This is a genomic window from Nitrospinota bacterium, assembly GCA_016208975.1.
GTDB lineage: Bacteria > Nitrospinota_A > UBA7883 > UBA7883 > JACRLM01 > JACQXA01.
The window spans coordinates 2,186,323-2,207,735 of record JACQXA010000004.1 but is presented as its reverse complement, the minus strand read 5'-3'; the positions used below and the strand labels follow the sequence as shown (position 1 = coordinate 2,207,735).

20 protein-coding genes are annotated in these 21,413 nt (G+C 56.9%); 10 read left to right on the top strand and 10 right to left on the bottom strand.

From position 1 onward, the window contains the following. From tuf to HY751_14265, 6 genes are all read right to left on the bottom strand, one after another. The coding region (gene tuf / locus HY751_14290) for an elongation factor Tu (GenBank protein ID MBI4667568.1) at positions 1 to 141 on the bottom strand (141 nt) is incomplete at its 3' end. A 56-nt stretch (positions 142 to 197) separates the two neighbouring features. Then, entirely contained in the window at positions 198 to 2,303 is a 2,106-nt protein-coding gene (fusA, locus tag HY751_14285) for an elongation factor G (GenBank protein MBI4667567.1), read from the bottom strand. A 21-nt stretch (positions 2,304 to 2,324) separates the two neighbouring features. Further along, positions 2,325 to 2,795 (bottom strand): 30S ribosomal protein S7, encoded by a 471-nt coding sequence (gene rpsG / locus HY751_14280; protein ID MBI4667566.1) that lies wholly within the window; start codon positions 2,793 to 2,795, stop codon positions 2,325 to 2,327. A 23-nt stretch (positions 2,796 to 2,818) separates the two neighbouring features. Further along, a complete protein-coding gene (locus HY751_14275) occupies positions 2,819 to 3,250 on the bottom strand; it encodes a 30S ribosomal protein S12 (protein ID MBI4667565.1) in 432 nt (143 codons plus the stop codon). A gap of 183 nt (positions 3,251 to 3,433) precedes the next feature. Continuing rightward, positions 3,434 to 4,000, bottom strand: coding sequence for a chemotaxis protein CheX (locus HY751_14270; GenBank protein MBI4667564.1), 567 nt, complete (start codon positions 3,998 to 4,000; stop codon positions 3,434 to 3,436). A gap of 15 nt (positions 4,001 to 4,015) precedes the next feature. Continuing rightward, positions 4,016 to 4,435 carry a hypothetical protein gene (locus HY751_14265; protein MBI4667563.1) on the bottom strand — a complete coding sequence of 140 codons (420 nt, stop codon included), beginning with the start codon at positions 4,433 to 4,435 and terminating at the stop codon, positions 4,016 to 4,018. Positions 4,436 to 4,809: 374 nt separating this feature from the next. Between HY751_14265 and trxB the strand changes: the two genes are divergently transcribed. The 3 genes from trxB to HY751_14250 all read left to right on the top strand — a co-directional run bounded on the left by trxB (position 4,810) and on the right by HY751_14250 (position 8,436). After that, the gene (trxB, locus tag HY751_14260) at positions 4,810 to 5,745 is read left to right on the top strand and encodes a thioredoxin-disulfide reductase (GenBank protein ID MBI4667562.1); all 936 of its coding nucleotides are present in this window, start codon (positions 4,810 to 4,812) and stop codon (positions 5,743 to 5,745) included. 69 nt (positions 5,746 to 5,814) lie between these two features. Beyond that, complete coding sequence (locus tag HY751_14255) at positions 5,815 to 7,749, top strand: class I adenylate cyclase (GenBank protein MBI4667561.1); 1,935 nt, start codon at positions 5,815 to 5,817, stop codon at positions 7,747 to 7,749. A gap of 21 nt (positions 7,750 to 7,770) precedes the next feature. After that, positions 7,771 to 8,436, top strand: coding sequence for a TIGR04283 family arsenosugar biosynthesis glycosyltransferase (locus tag HY751_14250; protein ID MBI4667560.1), 666 nt, complete (start codon positions 7,771 to 7,773; stop codon positions 8,434 to 8,436). Here the strand turns inward: HY751_14250 and HY751_14245 are convergent. The 4 genes from HY751_14245 to HY751_14230 form a co-directional block, all read right to left on the bottom strand. Beyond that, a complete protein-coding gene (locus HY751_14245) occupies positions 8,433 to 9,050 on the bottom strand; it encodes a TlpA family protein disulfide reductase (protein MBI4667559.1) in 618 nt (205 codons plus the stop codon). The two genes, HY751_14250 and HY751_14245, sit on opposite strands and share 4 nt — an antisense overlap. Positions 9,051 to 9,503: 453 nt before the next feature. After that, complete coding sequence (locus tag HY751_14240; GenBank protein ID MBI4667558.1) at positions 9,504 to 9,866, bottom strand: rhodanese-like domain-containing protein; 363 nt, start codon at positions 9,864 to 9,866, stop codon at positions 9,504 to 9,506. A 63-nt stretch (positions 9,867 to 9,929) separates the two neighbouring features. Beyond that, complete coding sequence (locus tag HY751_14235) at positions 9,930 to 10,217, bottom strand: hypothetical protein (protein MBI4667557.1); 288 nt, start codon at positions 10,215 to 10,217, stop codon at positions 9,930 to 9,932. Positions 10,218 to 10,227: 10 nt separating this feature from the next. Then, positions 10,228 to 11,187: an HmuY family protein gene (locus tag HY751_14230; protein MBI4667556.1), complete on the bottom strand. Its 960-nt coding sequence runs from the start codon at positions 11,185 to 11,187 to the stop codon at positions 10,228 to 10,230. A gap of 319 nt (positions 11,188 to 11,506) precedes the next feature. On the opposite strand from HY751_14230, the gene HY751_14225 reads away from it, so the two are divergent. The 7 genes from HY751_14225 to HY751_14195 all read left to right on the top strand — a co-directional run bounded on the left by HY751_14225 (position 11,507) and on the right by HY751_14195 (position 21,412). Continuing rightward, a complete protein-coding gene (locus HY751_14225; GenBank protein MBI4667555.1) occupies positions 11,507 to 12,493 on the top strand; it encodes a hypothetical protein in 987 nt (328 codons plus the stop codon). Between the two features lie 164 nt (positions 12,494 to 12,657). Further along, a complete protein-coding gene (gene leuC / locus HY751_14220; protein ID MBI4667554.1) occupies positions 12,658 to 13,932 on the top strand; it encodes a 3-isopropylmalate dehydratase large subunit in 1,275 nt (424 codons plus the stop codon). A 19-nt stretch (positions 13,933 to 13,951) separates the two neighbouring features. Continuing rightward, on the top strand, positions 13,952 to 14,452 hold the full coding sequence (leuD, locus tag HY751_14215) for a 3-isopropylmalate dehydratase small subunit (protein MBI4667553.1): 501 nt from the start codon (positions 13,952 to 13,954) through the stop codon (positions 14,450 to 14,452). 120 nt (positions 14,453 to 14,572) lie between these two features. Further along, on the top strand, positions 14,573 to 18,064 hold the full coding sequence (gene mfd / locus HY751_14210; protein ID MBI4667552.1) for a transcription-repair coupling factor: 3,492 nt from the start codon (positions 14,573 to 14,575) through the stop codon (positions 18,062 to 18,064). Then, positions 18,061 to 19,560 carry a tetratricopeptide repeat protein gene (locus tag HY751_14205; protein MBI4667551.1) on the top strand — a complete coding sequence of 500 codons (1,500 nt, stop codon included), beginning with the start codon at positions 18,061 to 18,063 and terminating at the stop codon, positions 19,558 to 19,560. Before mfd ends, HY751_14205 begins: the two co-directional genes overlap by 4 nt. Next, complete coding sequence (locus tag HY751_14200) at positions 19,560 to 20,483, top strand: peptidylprolyl isomerase (GenBank protein ID MBI4667550.1); 924 nt, start codon at positions 19,560 to 19,562, stop codon at positions 20,481 to 20,483. Before HY751_14205 ends, HY751_14200 begins: the two co-directional genes overlap by 1 nt. Then, complete coding sequence (locus HY751_14195) at positions 20,417 to 21,412, top strand: peptidylprolyl isomerase (GenBank protein MBI4667549.1); 996 nt, start codon at positions 20,417 to 20,419, stop codon at positions 21,410 to 21,412. Before HY751_14200 ends, HY751_14195 begins: the two co-directional genes overlap by 67 nt. Position 21,413 lies beyond the last annotated feature (1 nt).

The following is a 21,413-nucleotide window of genomic DNA, read 5'->3' as shown; positions in this document are numbered from 1 at the left end:
GAACGGTATGTACTCCGCCCAGCCCTTCTTGCTCAACACCTCGGTGATCGCCGCGGTCAACGTAGTCTTGCCGTGGTCCACGTGCCCTATCGTACCAACGTTCACGTGCGGCTTGTCCCGCTTGAATACCTCTTTAGCCATACTCTCTTACGAACCCTCCCGAGTCTCGGTGTGTTTGTGTTTACGTAGAAATTTCTTTATGAAGCGACCTTCTCCGCGCCCTTGCCGGAGCTCTTCGCTATTATTTCGTCCGCAATCGTCCTGGGCGTCTCCTCGTAATGGGAGAACTGCATGGTGTACGTGGCCCTGCCCTGCGACATGGAGCGCACGTCCGTGGCGTAGCCGAACATGCCGGAAAGCGGCACGTTGGCGCGGATAACCTTGGCCCGGGCCCGCTCGCCCATTTCCTGTATCTTGCCGCGGCGCGACGACAGGTCGCCCACGATATCGCCCATGTAAGTGTCAGGAGTCACCACCTCGACGGACATGATCGGCTCCAGCAGGGCCGGATTGGCCTTGCGGACGCCGTCTTTGAACGCCATGGAGGCGGCGATCTTGAACGCCATTTCCGAAGAGTCCACCTCGTGGTAGGAGCCGTCCACCAGGGCGGCCTTGAAATCCACCACCGGGAAACCGGCCAGCACGCCGGAGTTCATGGCCTCTTCGATGCCTTTCTGCACGGCAGGCACGTATTCCCTTGGAACCACGCCGCCGACGATCTTGTTTGCGAACTCGAAACCTTTTCCCGGCTCCTGCGGCTCAAGCTCCAGCCAAACGTGGCCGAACTGGCCCCGGCCGCCGGTCTGCCGCACGAACTTGCCCTCGATGCGCACCTTGGACTTGATGGTCTCCCTGTAAGCGACCATGGGCTTGGACACATGCGCGTCCACCGAGAATTCCCGGCGTAGCCTGTCCACGATGATTTCCAGGTGAAGCTCACCCATGCCGGAAATAAGGGTCTGCCCCGTCTCCGGATCGGTATTCACGCGGAACGTCGGGTCTTCCCTGGTGAGCTTGGAAAGCCCTTCGCCAAGCTTCTCCTGCTCAGCCTTGGTCTTCGGCTCGATGGCCACGGAGATAACCGGTTCCGGGAAATCCATGGATTCGAGAATCACCGGACTGGAGTCCACACACAGCGTGTCGCCGGTGGTGGTGCTTTTCAGGCCCACCGCCGCGGCGATATCGCCCGCGCGCACTTCTTTTATGTCTTCGCGCTTGTTGGCGTGCATTTTCAGCAAACGGCCAACGCGCTCTTTCTTGTCTTTGGTGGAGTTATATACATAGGAGCCGGCCTCCATCACGCCGGAGTAAACGCGGAAGAACGCCAGCTGGCCCACGAACGGGTCGGTAATTATCTTGAACGCCAGGGCCGAGAACGGCTCGTCATCGCTGGCTTTCCTGGCGGCTTCCTCATCGCTTCCGGGTATTGCGCCGGTAACGGACGGAATGTCCAGCGGCGACGGCAGATAATCCACCACAGCGTCCAGCAAAGCCTGGACCCCCTTGTTCTTGAACGAGGCGCCGCAAAGCACGGGAATAAGCTTCATGGAGCAGGTGCCCTTGCGGATGGCGGCCTTCAGTTTTTCAACCGGAACTTCCTCGCCGCCGAGGTAAGCCTCCATGATGGACTCATCCAGGTCGGCAAGGGCCTCGATGAGTTTTTCACGGTATTCGGCGGACACACCGGCCAGGTCCGATGGAATTTCCACATCTTTAAAAGTGGAGCCCAGCACGTCGTCGGAGGTGTATATGACCCCCTTCATGGTGAGCAGGTCCACAAAGCCGGTAAACTGATCCTCCGCCCCGATTGGGACATGGAGCGTTACGGCGTTATGGCCGAGCCTTTCGCGGACCTGTTTTAAAACCTCAAAATAATCCGCCCCGATCCTGTCCATCTTGTTGACAAAGGCTATACGGGGAACGCCGTATTTGTCCGCCTGGCGCCACACGGTTTCAGACTGGGGCTCCACTCCGCCCACAGCGCAGAACACGCCAACGGCGCCGTCCAGAACGCGAAGGGACCGCTCCACCTCCATGGTGAAATCCACATGGCCGGGAGTGTCTATTATGTTGATGGTGTGGTTTTTCCAGGAGGCGGTTGTGGCCGCGGAGGTTATGGTGATACCCCGCTCCTGTTCCTGGACCATGTAGTCCATCACAGCGGTGCCCTCGTGCACTTCACCTATTTTGTGGGTGATGCCGGTATAAAACAGCACCCGCTCTGTGGTGGTGGTTTTGCCGGCGTCAATGTGCGCCATGATGCCGATGTTCCTGGTGCGCTCCAGGGGGACTTTACGAGCCACTTTTATGTCTCCCTATTTCCACTACCACTTATAGTGGGAGAAGGCCTTGTTGGCCTCCGCCATCTTGTGGGTGTCTTCTTTTTTCTTGATAGCGGAGCCGGTGTTGTTGGCGGCGTCCATGATTTCGGCGGCAAGCTGGTTAACGAAGCCGCGCTCACCCCTGTTCCTGGCGTTGTCTATTATCCAGCGGATGGCCAGGGCTATGCGCCTGTCGTGCTTCACTTCCACGGGAACCTGATAGGTGGAGCCGCCCACCCGGCGGGATTTAACCTCCAGGAAAGGCTTCACGTTATCAACCGCCTGGCGGAAAACCTCTATCGCGTTTTTCTTGGTTTTCTCGGCGACCTTGTCCATAGCGCCATAGAAGAGCCTCTCGGCCGTGCTCTTCTTGCCGCATTTCATAACAACGTTCATGAACCGGCTAACGAGCGTGTCGTTATACACCGGATCGGGCATCACAGCCCTTTTTACTATAACTCTGCGTCTAGGCATAAATCACTCAAACATCCGGTTAATTATTTCTTGCCGCCTTTAGCCGGCGCGCCCTTGGCGCCTTTGCCGCCCGCCGGTTGACCGGCCTTCGGCCTCTTTGCGCCATATTTGGAACGGCCCTGCCGCCGCGCTTCCACGCCAAGCGTGTCCAGAGCGCCGCGGATTATGTGGTATCTGACGCCCGGAAGGTCTTTCACCCTGCCGCCACGGATGAGCACTATGGCGTGCTCCTGCAGGTTATGCCCTTCGCCGGGTATGTAGGAAGTCACCTCGTAACCGTTGGTGAGCCGCACCCTGGCCACCTTCCTCAGAGCCGAGTTCGGCTTCTTGGGCGTGGAGGTGTAAACCCTCACGCAAACCCCGCGTCTTTGCGGGCATGAAGTGAGCGCCGGGCTCTTCGTCTTCCTGGCCAGGTTGGCCCGCCCTTTTCTCACCAACTGATTTATCGTCGGCAACTCAAAGTCTCCTTCGTAAAGCCTTCTCTTTATAACAGCCGATTGTCCAATAACAGGCTGTGGCGGCAGAACCTTTGCCGCGCTCAAGAAAAGGAAAAGTTTATATAAAGGCCCAACTGTTGTCAATAGTTAGGGGAAGAATTTTTCATGGAGCGGCCAATGCGCCCGCCAGTTAGCCCGATTCTAGATCACCATTCCGCCCGCGGCCGGGTGGTGGGACACGGCCACTTCCAGGTAAAACTCGTGGAGTTCCGGGGTGGTGAACGGCACGCGGACAATGATGGCGCCGGAGCCATATATGGTCCACCGGATGCTCTCCCCTACTATAACGCTGGGTATGCCGTTGGTGGCTTTCCATCCCGTGCGCTCGTTTATGCCTTTCCGGGCCTGGCCGCCGATCTGGTTCGTAAGCTCCCCTATGGCCCCCTCCACATCCGGATCCCGGTGGTTTTTATAAGGGGTGGAGGCGTAAAGCATATTAGTTGTTATTTCGCAGATCGCCTCTTTGGTGAACACAATGATGAACTGGCCGCCAAAATCCCCTATGAACGCCAGGGCGCCAGCGGCGTCCCCCTCGATGGAGGAGTACTCCGCAAGGGTGGCCGCCTTTGTGCGGGCGGTTACCCGGGTCTGGGCGGTGGTGGCCACCACCTGTTCCACGGCCTCGATGAAATTTTTCACTATTTTGGCCACCTCGGACCGTTGCAGGTTGCCATTTTCATGGCTTGGGCTGGCCTGTGAGGTGATCATGAGGGCCGCAAACCTCTATTTGCCGTATTTATTTCCAGGCTGATTGCCGTAAGTACCGCCCCGATGTTCATCGTGTTCGATTATCAACCTGTCCGACCGCTCAAGGCTACGCTCTTTGGAATGTTGATAAGCGTCCACTTCCCGCTGGAGCCTTTCGGCCTCTTTTTCTGTGGTTTCGAACACCCGGTATGTGAGGCCAGACCCGGGCTCGCCGCTCACCAGCACCTGGTAAACCTCGTTAACCGCAGAGCCTGGGTCGCATTTTATGCTCTGTATCTTCACTATCCGGTCGGCGTCCACCGACGCCAGGCCCTTGGTCCCGTCGCAGGAAAGGGTTTTGAAGCTCACCTTTACAGTGGAAAGACTGCCCGCATGGGAGGTAAGCGGCGCGAACGGAAAAATGGCCACGAAACTTAGGATGATTATCTTGAGCATGACCCACCCGATGTGATTTTTGACCTTGGCTAAAGTGTATCACCCGCCCACTCTAAAACAAGCCATTTTTTGGAACTTTAGTCCCCGGCGCCGGGCTCCATGGCTGTGTGTTACAATTCTTTCCTGCGCAGGCATTTATTTAAAGATGGATGGTTGAGAAAACGCTTTGTTATCAGCCCTCCTCCCCTTGAAAACCACCGGCGCTCAGGGCTATTTTTATGGCCCCGGGGCGCTGTTTACCGTTGCCTACGACGGCTCCATGACTGTATGCTTTGACAGTCGGCCAGCGTTTCAGTTCTTAACAGGTGATGAAGCGCCCTTTTCCAGGCTTAACACCGGCAATAGGGCCTTCTGCGGTTGAATGGATGCGGATGATGTACGATCTTGTGATAATCGGCGGCGGCCCGGCGGGCCTTACGGCGGCCATATATGCCCTGCGGGCCCGGCTAAACACCCTGGTAATAGAAAAACTGGGGGTTGGAGGGCAAATAGCCCTTTCCGATATTATCGAAAACTACCCGGGGTTCCCCAGCCTCTCCGGGGGCGACTTGATGAAACACTTCGAGGATCACGCCCGCGCTGTGGGAATGCAGACGAAATTCACCGAGGTCCTCGGGATAGATCAAAACGGCCCATACAAAACCGTGCGCACCGCCGACGGCCCGCTGGAGACCAAGGCGGTGATAATCGCCACCGGGGCGGAGCCTAAAAGGCTCGGGTTCCCAGGCGAGCAGGAGTTTTTGGGAAAAGGCATTTCCACCTGCGGCACGTGCGACGGGCCTTTCTACCGCAACAAACCCATCGCCGTCATCGGCGGGGGGGACACGGCGGTTAAAGAATCCATCTACCTGTCGCGGCTGGCCAGCAAGGTTTACCACATCCACAGGCGAGACCGGTTCCGGGCCGAGAAGATCCTGCAGGAGCGTCTGCTGGCCAGGGAGAACGTGGAAATCCTCTGGCGCTCCAGCGTGGAAGCCGCCCTTGGGGACGATTCCGGAGTTACCGGTATCCGCGTGAAAAACGCCGACAGCGGCGAGGCGAGGGATATAAAGGTGGACGGCATTTTTGTGTTCATCGGGATAACGCCCAGCACCGGCTTTGTGGAGTGCGACAAGGATCCGCAGGGTTTCATAATCACCGGGGCGGACATGACCACGTCCAACCCCGGGATTTTCGCCGCGGGAGACTGCCGGGACACCCCGTTACGCCAGGTGTCCACCGCCGTGGGCGACGGGGCCATCGCCGCCGCCAAAGCCGAAGAGTACATATCGGAAATGGAAGGAAGAGCTTACCCTTCCGCTCCAAAATAAGGTTTTGTAGTGGCGCAATCACAATACGCAAGAAACCGCGACGCCTGGCGGAGCTATAACAGCCGGCGGATGTTGAGAGCCGCCGAGGTCAGCCCGGATCAAGCAAGGCTGGCTTTCCACGTTACGCCATATCTTTTACATACAAACCATCCGGACCTGCCGGGCTATGTCCAGGGAGAGTCGTTCGCCTCCGGAATATACCTCTACACTCCCGTTGAAAACGTGGAGAAAGCCATCCGCCGTTATTTTCCCAATTTCGATTTCAAGCTGGCCGAAAGCCGGAGAAACGTGAACCGGTTCATGATCGAATCGGTCATGATCATGGGTTCCATCGGCACGGTGGCCCACGGCAAAAAATCGGACTACGACTATTGGGTGGTGGTTGACGGAAAAAAGCTGGCGCCCATGGAGCTTGAAGCGCTCAAGACAAAGCTTGCGGCGGTGGAAAAATGGCTTTCAGACCAAAAGATGGAGGCCCACTTTTTCATCACCGAAGTGGAAAAAGCCCAGGCCAACGATTTTGGCGCCACGGACAAGGAATCGTCCGGGTCGTCCCAGGCGTATCTGTTGAAGGAGGAGTTCTACCGGACCGCCATCCTTGTGGCGGGCAAAGACCCGCTATGGTGGCTATTTCCGGCGGGCCTTGGCAAGCAGGAGTACGCCAGACACAAAGAGATGATGATGATGGAGGCCGAGATAGACAGCCGTGAGGTGGTGGATCTTGGCCCCACAGAGCCCATCCCGCCAGGGGAGCTGTTCGGCGCCCTGCTTTGGCAGTTCAACAAAGCCATGGTCAGCCCGCACAAGTCCGCCCTGAAAATGGCGCTGATGGAAAGCTACATCATGGCCGGGAGCGGAGCGCCGCTTCTTTGCGACGAGCTTAAAAGAATGGCGCACGAGAACAAGGACGGGCTGGAAGAGGCGGACCCCTACCTTGTGATGATGGACTTCATCCATCGTTTCTACAAAGGCAAAGACAGAAACACTGCGCTGAACATCCTGGAAAAATGCTTTTTCATAAAGTGCGTGGATGGGACGGTGGGTTCTTTGCAAATGGAGCAGGGGCTTACATACAAGGAAAAGGCCCTGCGCCGGGTGCTTGGCCGATGGGGATGGGACGAAGGGCGCCTGGCCAGGATGAACGGCTTTAGAAGCTGGGATTTCAAGGGGCTCTCCAAGCTGGCCACATCCCTCCACGGATTCATGCTGGAGGTTTACAAAAACCTTACAGACCAGGTGTCCACCCTTCCCGACGTAAAGAACTTCATCACCGATAAAGACCTTACGGTCCTCGGCAGGAAACTGTTTACCATATATTCCAAGAAGCCTGGAAAAGTTGAGTACCTAAAACGGGTAAAAGACGAGGCGGAAGCGCTGGAAACCATCTGTTTCACCGGGCTGATCAAGCCAAAGGTGAAACCGGTATGGACGATATACCGGGACAACATCGCCAGTGCGCTGGCCAAGGGGACGCCGGTGGACCACCTGGCCATCAACCGCGGGCCGGATCCGGTAGAGCTGTTGATGTGGCTGGCGCAGAACCGTATCTATTCCCCCAAGTCGTTCATGTATTTCATTCCAAATCCCACGCCGGTGTCCCTCAAGGATATCCAGCAACTGCTGGAACGGATATACACCCTGTTCCATTACGTGGCGATGGCGGACCTCAAGATTGACGATCTTCTGGCCAAAGCCAGGACTTTGAAAATACTGGTGGTGGTCAATTTATTGTCCGACCGGTGGAAACGGGAGCCGGAAATGATCCATTTGCTTTACTCCAACAGCTGGGGAGAGGCGTTTTGCCATCCGGCGGGCTTTGCCGATGGGATGCAAAAGGCGCTGGAGGCGCTGGAAAACGCCGGGAACGATTTTTCACTCAACAACCCATCAATGTTCGACATATTCGTGCCTGCCGGGGAAAACCAGGTGAGGCTTAAAAAGCAGGTTATGGATTTCATAACCCAGAAATACACTCCCATGAAACGCAGGGCGCTTCTTAAATAACGCAACCTCGGCAATTCCCTTATGGAGCTTATATCCATAATCATCCCCGCCTGGCGGGAGGGTTCCGCGCCTGGAGAACTTGCGAAAAGATTTATGGACCTGCCAAAGGTGGAGGTGATTATTTCCCTATGCCTGGAAGACACTCAAACCGTAAGGCCCAAACTGCCCCGGCTCAAGGTCGTTGAAGGCGCCAAAGGCCGGGCGGTTCAAATGAACTCCGGCGCCAGGGAAGCGCGGGGAGATGTACTGCTGTTCCTCCATGCCGACACATCAATAGAACCTGGATCCTTAAATTCCGTTCGAGAGGCTATGGCCCGTCAAGACGTTGCAGGAGGAGCATACCGGCTGGCCATAGATTCGCCAAAGCATACGTTAAAATTGGTGGAGGCGGGAGCCAACTTAAGGTCACGGTTTCTCAAAATGCCCTATGGCGACCAGGCCATTTTCGTAAGAAAAACGGTGTTTGACGGGATAGGCGGTTATGAAGACGTGCCCCTCATGGAGGATGTGCGGCTGATTACCGCCATGAAACGCAGGGGCAAGGTGGTTATTTTAAGCGACGCCGCCAGAACCTCCGCCCGGCGATGGGAACGGGAAGGGGTATGGCGCCGGGTAACGAAAAACCTGGCGCTCATCACCCTCCACCAGCTGGGGGTGAGCCCGCAAAAGCTGGCGGATTATTATTAAGCGCCCTGTCCCGCCTTGGCCGGTCTGCTTACCAATCCCTCAAAAGCGTTTATTATGCCGGGGTTGTTCCATTCACCCGGGCCCACTATGTGATGGGTGATTACGCCTTCCTTGTCTATTATATAAGTCTCAGGCACGCCGGTAATACCATACTGGGAAACAACTTTCTGCTCCGGATCCACAGCCACCGGGAAGGTTAAGCCCAACTCTTTCATGAATGGGGGCACGTCTTCCTTCTTTTCGTCTATGCTTATGGTGAGCATGGCGAAGTCTTTACCCTTGAAATGCTCGTAAAGCGCTTGCATGGAAGGCATTTCCTGCTTGCAAGGGGGGCACCAGGTGGCCCAGATGTTCAGGAAAACCACCTTGCCACGGTAATCCGCCAGGCGCATGGGTTTTCCATCAATGGTGGTGAGGGAGAACTGCGGCGCGGGTTTGCCCTCCATGGGTGAAGGAGCGGGCCTTGCCGCCTGCGGCGCCTCCAGCTCCATGGGCTTTAAAGGCTCTTCCCTGCTTTTCTCCAGCTTCCAGAAACCGGAAGCTATGACCGTTATTACTAAAAGCGCGTAAAATGGCGCCCACCTTATCCTGCTTGAATCAACCGAGTTATCCATCCGGACAAAACCGCCTGCTAAATGTAAATATTGTCTTTGAGAGTTTAACCTCCAGCGTCCTGTGGTTCAACCAGAAAGGGCGTGGGGTGGTGTCCCAGTTTGAATCTCAAATAATAGACAGATCCTTCACTTCGCTTGCGCTTCGCCCAGGATGACAATGTTATCAACGGCTTTTATATTGTCATTCTGAGCGTAAGTGAAGGATCTCTCCTGTACTTTCAAACTGGGACACTACCGGGCGTGGATATATTTACCGGAGCCATATGATATAGGGTGGAAAGCGCGTCACCAAAGGGGGTCAGTTTCCCCGTGGTCGCCCGACCACGGAAAGGGGATCAGCTTCCCCGTGGTCGCCAGACCACGGACTCTTCACCATTTTTTCAAACCGGCCCACCACTTGTACTCGACAAAAAAAGCGGGGCGTTAATAGCCCCGCTTGTCTGTCGAAACAGTTCAGTTTTCCAGCGGGAGACCCTGGCTGGCCCAGCTTGTGATACCCCCGTTGAGGATTTTCAGGTTCTTAAAACCCTCGCCGGAAAGATATTTGGCCGCCATAGCCGAGCGGTTATGGGTTCTGCAATAAAGCAGTATGGACTCCTCGCGGCGGTTCTTCAGGCTGTCCATTTTAGAAGCCAGCTTGTCCAGCGGTATGTGGATGGCGCCGGGTATGCGCGCCTGCTGAAATTCACCAGGAGTGCGAACGTCTATTAGCGTTTGTATCGCCCCTGATTCCATGGCTTCTTTGGCCGCGTCTGGGGTAACAAACTCCGCACCCTCGATATTGGCGTGAAACAGGCTCGACAAAACGTTGAACACTTATATAACTCCTTGCAAATTACGTTTATGGGTTAGATGCGGGAAAAGCCCAAATGATTCAATTCATTTTACATCAAGCGTACCCATAAACGGAACCGGGACCGCGCCTTTTACAGCGCAGGAAGAAGGGGAAACGGTGACTTTCCAGTAGTTTTCCACCTGCTCCGTGAACACCTGCAGGCGGGTGAGGTTGGCGAAGGTCTCCACTTTACGGGCGAACTTTTTAGTTGGCGCCACCACTACCACGAACGCCACGTCCAGCCTTTTACTCAGCAAAAGGTCCCGCAATTGGTCGAACACCTTGTTGCCGGGGTTCTCCCGGCAGTCCAACGTTACTACCTCAGGTTTCATCTAGCCTCCATCAAGCCAGGCGGGCGTAGCGGATCCTGAAATTGCCCAAGTCGGAGCCTTTATGCTCGAAATACTCATACACCTGTAATTTATATACACCCGCTAGCGTCTTTATGGCGTAAACGGCGCCGTTGGGATGAAGGTTATGTTTGCCGTCTATGTTGTAACGGTACCACTTTGGGTTCCTGAACACCGCGCCGAACTCGTCCATGAAATAGGCGATGGAATCCGATGGGTTCTCCACGTTTTTCCACGTCGCGCCATATTTATTTGAGCCCAGCGCCCCGGCCCGGCCCGGCCCGCTGACGGAGCTGTTGATGAGCAATCTTGAGCCGTCATGTTTAATATCCCACTCCATGCCGCTTTCAGGCGCAATGGAGCCCGTCTTGAAATTAAAACATTCACCGGGGTTTATGGTGGCCATCCGCTCCTCATCCAAAGGCGCGTCTTTGCCGGGCTGATATGCGTACTGTATGGTTATGGCCTTACAATCGGCTTCGAGCCTTTTCATTCGCATCTTGGCGTATCTTGCGCCGTCGGCCAGTCTCAATTTCCAGCCTTTAACGGAATTGTGGGTGTATCTGCCATCTTTCAATACCCGCCAGTCGAATATGGCCGGCTCCACATCTTCCCCCCTGAATTGCGCGCCGGGTGGAACGGTGGTGACAGAATCGAACTTGCGTTTCAGGTCGTCGGCGGTAATCTTCACAAAATCTTCCCGGGAAACGTCCACCGGGGGGTCTATCAAAGCTCCCTGAACGTCCCCCGGGCCCGCGGGACCGCTGTTCAGGTAGATGACCGACCTTTTGAACGCCATATCCCAGGAAGTGTCCTGCCTGGCCTGGGTCTCGGGGATATTGGTTATCTTACCGGTTTCAAGATTGAGACATCGTAAGGTCTCCCCTTTGATGTCCCCACCGGCCACAAGCCCCTCCAGGGCGTAGATCGTAAGTTCCCGGGTTTCTGTCATGATGTGAACTAGACTCCTCCATTTTGCCGTGGGGCCGTTTATTCCGGCTATTAGATGCGGATTTTCATCCATCGGCGCTGAAGTGACAACATTTTTCAATCGTATAAAAGACGCTATAAATATGTATTTTACTCTGGACACATGGAAAACACGCTGGTAAAAATATGCGCTCCAGCCGGGTGTCACCGGCGTTTCTTACGTCTCTTCCAGTCATTCCGTAATTCTTTGGCGCGACAAATGCCGGGGGATTACCGAGTTTCAAACTGGATGGAACTGCAAAAAACAATTTTTTATCAGGGCTCATAATAGGGGGAAAAGAATGTTTGCAACGAGGGGAATATTGTTTGGCGCGTTGACCGCTTTAAGCATGATCGTGGCTCCCGCAATGGCCATGGCGTCGGATCACCCGGAACATCATGGCGCTGAAGCTATGGCCCATCCGGCCGGTCATGGCGAGGGACATGGCGAAATGCGCCGAGAAGAACATCATTCCGGGTTTCATGTAGAGGCGGGCGGCGGCCTGTCGTCCGGTTATGAGCGATACGGCGTCATAGTAACCGATGAGACAGCCAGCAAGGGTTTTGTGGGCCTTGGATTTTCGATGGGTGGGGGTTTGCACGCCGGAATCCACGGAATGATGGTATCCACATCCAAAGAGCAGGTGGAGCGGGAGGTAAGCCCCCATATTGGCTGGCATGGCCACCGCCTGGACATCTCCGCCGCATATAATTCGGTGGAGCACACGAACCACAACTTCACCACCACCGAGGCGCAACTTACCGCCGGATACAAATTGACACACCATTTAACGCTCGACCTGCTCCTGAACTGGGAGCTCGACCGCGAAAAACGCTCATACCATGGCGCGGGAGTTTCGTACCAGCGTCCTCTTGGCGGGCAACTTGGGCTCCGGTTCAAGGCCATGGCCAATTATCTGAACACCAGCGGCATCGTTTCCTCCCATGGGGGTTCGCATGAAGCCGGAACATCCGAAGAAACCGCCACCGCCGATACCGAAGGTTCCTCCCATGAGGCGCGCGAAGGTTTGGCCGCCGGTTTAACGCAAACCGCCGGAGCGGAAACCTCGACAGAGACCGGAGCCAGCTTCTCCGGGCTCCATAACTCTTCCATCGAGCTGGCGCTGGACTATTCGCCCCACCACCTTCACGGACTGACGGTTACCGGATTCGCCCGGGCTGTAAATCCCCTTTCCGACGACGCGAAAAAGGACCTGGAGGCCAGGAGTTTCGACGGCAAGACCAGCGCCATCACCATGGTCGGGCTTGAAGCCAGCCTGACTTTCTGATTTCCGCGTAATATCGCGGGCGCTCTTTCGGGGCCGGTATTGGAAAATGCCGGCCCTTTTTAATCGAATTCACCAAAATAAGTTGATTTTATAGGCCCGGATTTGTCATCATAAAAAATTACTTCATCATAGATGAAACGGTATTTAAAAAAGGATTTTCACTAATGGGAATGACGATTACCGAAAAGATACTGGCGGCCCACGCAGGCGTTGACTCCGTCAAGCCGGGCGACATTCTGGACTGCCGGGTGGACATAGCGCTGGGCAACGACATTACCGCCCCCATCGCCATCAAGGAGTTCGAGAAGGCGGGCGCAAGCGACGTATTCGATAAAAGGCGGGTGGTGCTGGTGCCGGACCATTTCGCGCCAAATAAAGACATAGCCTCGGCCCAGCAGACCAAGGCCATGAGGGTCTTCGCCCGTGAACACGATATAGAGAACTATTTCGAAGTGGGCGAGATGGGGGTGGAGCACGCGCTTCTGCCGGAACGCAACCTTACCCTGCCCGGCGACGTTATCATCGGGGCGGACAGCCACACCTGCACCTACGGCGCGCTGGGGGCGTTCGCCACTGGCATCGGCTCTACCGACCTGGCGTCCACCATGGTGACTGGCAAGATATGGTTTAAAGTGCCAGAGACCATGAAGTTTGTCTTCAATGGCAAGCCGAAGAACAAATGGATCTCCGGGAAAGACCTGATCCTCTACACCATCGGCAAGATCGGCGTGTCCGGCGCGCTTTACCGCGCCATGGAGTTCACCGGCCCAATGATAGAGGAGTTTGGCATGGACGACCGGTTCTCCATGGCCAACATGGCGGTGGAAGCCGGGGCCAAGAACGGCATCATAAAGGCCGACAAGAAGACCATGGACTTCATCAACGCCCAGGAGACAAAACCCGTGCGCGAGTTCAAGGTGTACGAGTCGGATCCGGACGCGGCCTATCACAGCGTGATGGAGTTTGACGGGGCGGACATAGATATGCAGGTGGCCTTCCCCCATCTTCCGGAAAACGCCAGGCCCGTGGGCGAGGCCAAAGGAATAAAACTGGACCAGGTGGTGGTGGGCTCCTGCACCAACGGCCGCTACGCCGACCTGCAGATGGTGGCGGGCCTGCTTAAAGGCAGGAAGATCGCCAAAGGTTTGAGGATGATAATCATCCCCGCCACGCAGAACATCTACAAAAAGGCCATGAAGAGCGGCCTTCTGGAGATATTCATAGACGCGGGCGCGGTGGTTTCAACCCCCACTTGCGGGCCATGCCTTGGGGGCCACATGGGTATCCTGGCCGAGGGTGAAAAATGCCTGGCCACAACGAACCGCAACTTTGTGGGAAGGATGGGGCATCCCAAATCGGAGGTGTATCTGGCCTCGCCGGCGGTGGCCGCCGCTTCGGCCTTAACAGGAACCATCACCGGCCCCACAGAGGTCGAGTAAGGCTAAGGGAGACTAAACGATGAGCGTTACCGGCAAGTGCTGGAAATTCGGCGACAACATAGACACAGACCTGATCATACCAGCGCGTTACCTGAACACTTCCGACCCGGCGGAGCTGGCAAAGCACGTCATGGAAGACGCGGATCCGGAGTTCGCCAAACAGGTGAAGCCCGGCGAGATAATCGTGGCGGGAGACAACTTCGGTTGCGGCTCCTCGCGGGAACACGCCCCCATAGCCATAAAGGCGGCGGGCGTGGCCTGCGTGGTAGCCCCGTTCTTCGCGCGCATCTTTTACCGCAACGCCTTCAACATGGGGCTTCCCATACTGGAGTGCGAAGAGGCGGCGCGGGAAGCGGCCACGGGCGACGAGCTTTCGGTGGACTTCTCCACCGGCGTAATCAGGAACGCCACCAAGGGCAAAAGCTACCAGGCCACGCCAATCCCCCCGTTCATGCAGGAGCTTATCTCCGCCGGTGGGCTTATCAATTACACCCGGAACAAGATCGGCAAGGCCAGTTAAGCGCGGCTTCCAATCCGCATTACGCGCCGGCTCCGTTTATCCGGGGCCGGCGTTTTGTTTTAAACCGGGTTCGCGCCCGGCCATGATAAATTCTTGATAACCTCGAACGAACGGTTCTAGATGATCTCCCTTTACGGCCTCGAATCGGTGCTGGAAAAACTGGCCGCCGGAGACAGGGGGCTGGTTTCCTGTAACGGCCTTACCCGGTCGGCCAAAGGGCTTTTTATCGCCTCCTTGGCCAAAAAGCTCCAACGGCCCATCGTATTGTTGGCCGATAAGGCGGCCAGGGCCGAGGAGCTTTTCGACATTTTGCGGTTCTTCCTTCCCCAAGAGGAAGGGCTTCTGCTCTTCCCGCCATGGGAAATACTCCCCTACGAGGAAATGTCACCCCACCCGGAGGTGTCCGGAGCCAGGCTCTCCACCCTGGCCCGGCTGATGGGCAACCCAAAAGGCGCCATATTGGTTACCACCGTGGAAGCCATGGCCAGGAAGACCTTGCCCCCGGCGGCTTTGAAAAAAGCGGTCCTGCGAATAGACGTTAAAGACTCCATGGACCTGGAGCTTCTCGTGGCCCATCTTTCCGCTTACGGTTACGAACGGTCGGCCATGGTGGAAAACCGTGGTGAATACTCGGTGCGGGGCGGGGTGGTGGACGTATTCCCTGGGCATGGCGCCTACCCGGCCCGGCTGGAGTTTTTCGGAGACGAGGTGGACTCCATCCGCAATTTCAGCGTGGAGAACCAGCGCTCCATAAAACAGCTGGAAAGCGTAACCCTGTTCCCCTTCCGGGAGGTGTTCTACGAGGGGCTGGACAAGCAGGGGCTATCGGAAGTGTTCATGGCCCGGGCCCGCCAGTGGGGCATGTCCCAGGGCCGGGCCGCGGCAATAGGCGAAGCGCTCACGCAGGGGAAATTTTTCGCCGGGATGGAGCGGCTATTACCGCTGTTCTATCCCGAAAGCGCCACGGTATTGGACTACCTGCCGGAAAACATCCTTTTCGCGCTGGACGAGCCTTCGGCCATAGAGGCCCATATCGAGGCGTTTTACACCCTTATCGAAGAGGAACGCGCCCAGGCCTCCGCCCGCAACGACATAGCGTTAGAGCCCGAGGCGCTTTTCATAAGCAAAGATGGTTTCCATGGAGAGATCACCGCCAACGCCGCGCTAAGCCTTGGCGAATTGGCCATGACCGAAGAAGGGGAAAACGCTTTCATCGTTTCCACCCGTGCTCCGGAAAGGTACCGGGGCAAGGTGGAAGATTTCATCGGCGACCTGAAAAAAATGCTTTCAGAGGGCTTTTCGGTGGTGATCTCCGCCGCCACCACGGGAGGGGTGGAGCGGCTGGCCCGTCTCTTGAAAGAAGAGGACATGGGCGCCAGCCGGTTGGATCCGGAGGGGCTGGAAAACCTGGTGGCCCACATCATGGAGCCACAACGGTCGTTGTTCGAGGGGAACCTGTTCATCACCGCCGGGGTTGCGCCGGAAGGCTTCATTATCCCTTCCGACAAATGGGCGCTGGTCACCGACGACGAGATTTTCGGCAAGGTCATCAAGGTAAAACGGCGCTCCGCCCCGGCCCGGAAAGCCTTCATAGCGGGCCTGGCGGACATAAAACCCGGCGATTACGTTGTGCACAAGAACCACGGCGTGGGCCGGTACATAGGCTCCCGCGAGGAGATGATAGCCGACGTTAAAGACGAGTACATGGAGATAGAGTACGCCGAAAACCAGCGGCTCCTGCTTCCCATCGCCGGCTCCCACCTGCTGAAAAAGTATATAAGCGGGGGCGGCGAGGGCAGGCCTCCTTTGGACCGCATGGGCGGGACAACCTGGAAAAAGACCCGCGCCAAGGTGAAAAAGGCCATGATGGACATGGCCGAAAAACTGCTCAAGATCCAGGCCGCCCGGGAGCTTTCCGAGGGGTTCGCCTTCTCAAACGACAACAACTTCCACAAAGAATTCGCCGACACGTTCGAATACGAGGAAACCGAAGACCAGCTTTCCGCCATCGCCGACGTGGCCGAGGACATGGAGAAGAAGAAACCCATGGACCGGCTGGTGTGCGGCGACGTGGGTTATGGAAAAACAGAGGTGGCCATGCGCGCCGCCTTCAAGGCCGTTTACGACGGCAGGCAGGTGGCCGTGCTGGCCCCCACCACCCTGCTCACCCAACAGCATTTCCAGACTTTCTCTGAGCGTCTTAAAAGCTTCCCGGTGAAGGTGGAGGCGCTAAGCCGGTTCAAGTCCCGCAAGGAGCAAAAGGAGATACTGGAAAAGGTGGAGGCGGGCGAGGTGGATATCGTCATAGGCACCCACCGGATACTGCAAAAGGACGTGAAGTTCAAAAAACTGGGGCTTGTGATAGTGGACGAGGAGCAACGGTTTGGCGTGGCCCACAAGGAGAAACTGCGCTCGGCCTTTTCGGGGGTGGACACCCTGACCCTCACCGCAACGCCCATACCCCGCACATTGCATACCGCTATGCTGGGCATCCGCGACCTTTCGGTTATACAGACCCCCCCGGCGGACCGGCAGTCCATCCAGACATTCATCGTGAAATTCTCGGACACTGTGATCCGCGAGGCGGTGATAAGGGAGATGGACCGGGGCGGGCAGGTGTTTTTCGTGCACAACAAGGTGAAATCCATCCACAGCCTCGAAAAGCACCTCCGGAGCATCGTGCCCGAGGCCAGGACCGCCGTGGCCCACGGCCAGATGAACGAAAACGAGCTGGAACAGGTGATGATGGGCTTCGTGGCGAAGCAGTTCGACATATTGCTGGCCACCACCATAATCGAGTCCGGGCTGGACATCCCTTCGGCCAACACCATCATCATCAACCGGGCAGACCATTTCGGGCTGGCCCAGCTTTACCAGTTGCGGGGCCGGGTGGGCCGGGCGCGCCACCGGGCCTTCGCCTATTTCCTGGCCCCGGGGCTGGCAGGGATAACAGACATCGCCAAGAAACGGCTTAAAGCCATAGAGGAGCTTTCGGAACTGGGGAGCGGGTTCAAGCTGGCCGCGCGGGACATGGAGATTCGCGGAGCGGGGAACCTTCTGGGCCCGGAACAGTCCGGCAACATAGACGCAGTAGGGTTTGAAACATACTGCGAAATGCTGGAGGATGCCATCAACGAGCTTAAGGGGGTGGTCTCCGAAGAAAGGTTCGACGTGAACCTGAACATAAACGTCGCCGGAAGGGTTCCTCCGGAATATATCCCCGCCCTTGCCCACAGGATAGAGGTATATAACAGGATCCACGCCATCACGTCGCTGGAACAGGCGCGGGAACTGGCGGTGGAGCTGGCGGACCGGTTCGGCCCCGTCCCCGAAGAGGTGGAGAAACTGCTGGCGGTCTCGCGCATTAAAGCCCTTTGCGCCACGTTGAAAGTGTTGAAGGTGGACCTCATCCGGGACAAGCTGTACCTGGTGTTCGACCCATCCACAAAACTGGATCCCGTAAAACTGGCCACCGCCGCGTATAAGGGTGGACGCAAGTTCCGGTTCACCTCGGAAACCTCCGCCGAATGTGTTTTGTCCGGGACCGGGTGGAAAAACCGGTTCGCCTCTATAATGGATTTCCTGCTGTTCATGCTGGAGAGTTCCGTATGAGCCTGGCGCTTTGCATGATCGTGAAAAACGAGTCCCAGAACATCCGGGAGCTTATCGAAACTGTCCGGCCCCTGGTGGACGAGATAGTGGTGGCCGACACCGGCTCCACCGATGGCACGGCGGGGATGGCCGAAAGCCTCGGGGCAAAGGTGGCGCACATCCCCTGGAACGACGATTTTTCCGAGGCGCGTAATTTGGCGCTGGAAAACGTGACGGCGGACTGGGTTTTATCATTGGACGCCGATGAGCGGATTTCGGAAACGGACTTCAACGCCATCCGCGGCCTCGTGGACAACGGGCGCAACGACGGTTACATGCTCATCCAGCGCCACTACCTGCCCGGCCCTGGTTACGACAACATGCTCCCCGTCAGCGGCCAGTATCCCGAAATGGAAAAAGGTTACAACAGCTACGCCGACAACTTCGCCCTGCGGCTGTTCCGCAACCGGCCCGATGTGAGGTGGGAGGGGCGTATCCATGAAAACGTGATTTGCCACGACCCGGAGGCGCGGTGGGCCGTGGGAATCGCCTGGGTGGTCATTCATCACTACGGCAAGGTGGCCGAACCCGGGGCGTTACGCGCCAAAAAGGAATTCTACCTTGAGCTTACCGCCCGCAAGGCGCTGGAAATGCCGGAAGACGCCAAGGCGCAGTACGAGTTGGGGATTCAGCTTCATGAATTAGGGAGGTGGGAAGACTGCGTAAAACCTTTCCTGCAGGCCTTCAGGCTGGACAACGCCTACGCCGATTCCCTTTATTACGCTGGTAACGCCTGCTACAAGCTGGGAAGGAAAGATGAGGCGGCCGGATATCTGGCCCGGTTTCTGGCGCTGGTTCCCGGCCATGCCGACGGGCTGGTAAGCATGGCGGCGCTGGAGCGGGACGCTGGAAGGCATGAACAGGCCATCGAGCTTTACAGCCGGGTCATATTGGCGGTTCCAGGCCATTTCGGGGCCCGGTTCAACCGGGGCGCCCTACTTTCTTCCATGGGGCGCCACGCCGAGGCGGCCCAGGATTTTTCGGAGGCTGTACAGCTTATGCCCGGTTACGCCCCGGCGGCGTTCGGCCTTTGGCAATCGCTGGTTTTATCCGGAAACGTTAGCCTGGCAACCGACAGCGTGATAAAATTTAAAGTTCCGGGCCGCGAGCTGGCCGTAATGCTGGGCCAGGCGGCGGAACGTTTTGTAATGACGGGCCGGTACAGCCTGGCCGTGGAGGCATTGGGCCCCTTGGCGGCGGATATGGATAATCCGGCGGTTTATTCGGCCCTCGGCGCGGCGCATTTAAGCCTTGGCAATGTTCATGAGGCCGAACGGTTGTTGAGCGAGGCCATCGGCAAAGACCCGGAAAGGAACGACGCCAGGATCAACCTGGCCCAGCTGAAGGAAGTGTACAGACAGGATTTAACGGCCGCCCGCGCCCTTTATGAAGAGGCGCTAAAGCGCGACCCCGGAAACAAATTATGCGAACAAAAACTATCCTATTTGCGGCGGTAATGGCCAGTGCCATGGCCGCATGCTCCGGCTCGGACTCCAAAGAGTCCGGCTCCCGCGAAAACTCGTTGCCCGTGGCCAGGGTTGGCGACCGGATCATTACCACCGTCCAGCTGGACGCCGAGATCGCGCGCTACTCCGCCATTTTACGGCTGGACAGCCACGAGGCGAAGGAGAAGATGGACCATCTGAGAAAATCACTGCTCAACCATCTTGTGGACGACCAGGCGCTGGAATGGGAGGCCGACAGGCAGGGTATAGACGTTAGCGGTGGCGAGCTGGACGAGGAGGTAAAGTCCCTCATCGGCGAATACGACGATAATTCCCTGGGCAAGATTCTTGAGGGGAACAAGCTGACCCTGGACGAGTGGAAAGACCGGCTAAAGAAAAGCATGCGGATCATGAAGCTGATCAAGCAGGAAGTGGACGACAAGATATCCTTGGACGAGGCGGAGATAAAGGAATTTTTCAACCAGAATTCTGACGACTTCAAGTGGCCCGAGCGGGCAAGGGTTTACCAGATACTGGCCCAGACCGAGCCGGAGGCTGTGGAAATAAGGAACGAACTGTTAAGGAACGCCGATTTTGCTAAAATGGCCAAGGAGCGCTCCCAAAGCCCCGATGCGGAGAAGGGGGGCGATCTGGGATATTATTCCCGCGGCCAGCTTCCGCCGGAGTTTGAAAGCGCCGTGTTCGGCCTGAAGGAAGGCGAGATTTCCGAAGTTATCAAGTCCACCTACGGTTATCACATATTCAAGGTGGCAAAAAGGGAGAAACCCCGCGCCATGAGCTACGCGGAGTCGCGGGAAAGAGCAATGGACATGATTAAGTCCCTCAAGCGGGGCGAGGAGTTTGCGAATTGGCTGGCGAACGTAAAGAAAAACGCGCAGGTCACGGTATATCCCGAGGCTTTGGCGCCGCGCTAGCCCTTGCGGCGCTTGCGCTATTGACGCCGGTTACGGCCGGCGCCGAGACTGTGGACAGGATTGTGGCCAACGTCAACGGCGAGATAATCCTGCTATCCGACGTGCGGGCGCAGATGGCCCTTATCAAATCCTTCAAGGGCCAGGGCCCTTTCGCCGCCGACGAGAAGATCACCGAGCCGGAACTGCTCAGGCGCATGATAGACGACAAGATAATCGCCCACTACGCCAAAGAGAACAACATCGTCATAAAGGAAAGCGAGGTTGACCAGACCATCGAGCAGATAAAGGCCACCAACCGCATCACCAGCGAGTTCCTGGAAGAGATGCTAAAGGGCCAGGGGATGAGCATGCCCCAGTACCGTGAAAAGCTGAAGAACCAGATGCTCATCCAGCGGGTCACGGGCATGGAAATCGGCGGCGTGAACATCTCCGACGACGAGACGCTGGGCTACTACCGCCGGAACCAAGGCCAGTTTTTAGAGCCTGGGCGGGTGAGGCTTTCCCATATAGTATCGCTGGCCCCGGAAGAGGCCGCGCCGGAGAAGGCCGCCGACGCCGAGCTCAAGATCCGCTCCATATTGAAAGAGGTGAAGGGTGGCGCCAGCTTCGCCGAGCTGGCCAAGCGGCTCTCCGAGGACGGCGCGGCGGCCAATGGCGGCGACCTGGGCTGGTTCACCAAGGGGAAGATGCTGCAAGTGTTCGAGGAAACCGCCTTTTCGTTGAAAAAAGGTGAAGTTGGCGGGCCTATCCGAACACAGTTCGGCGTGCATATCATCATGGTGACGGACAAGGAAGAGCCCATACCCGTGGCGTTTGAAAAAGTGGAAAACGAAATCCGCGAAAAACTGATGGGTGAGACTTTCGCGCGGAAACGGAACACCTGGATAGAACGGCTCCGCCAGCAGGCGTATATAGAAGCGATGTATTGAA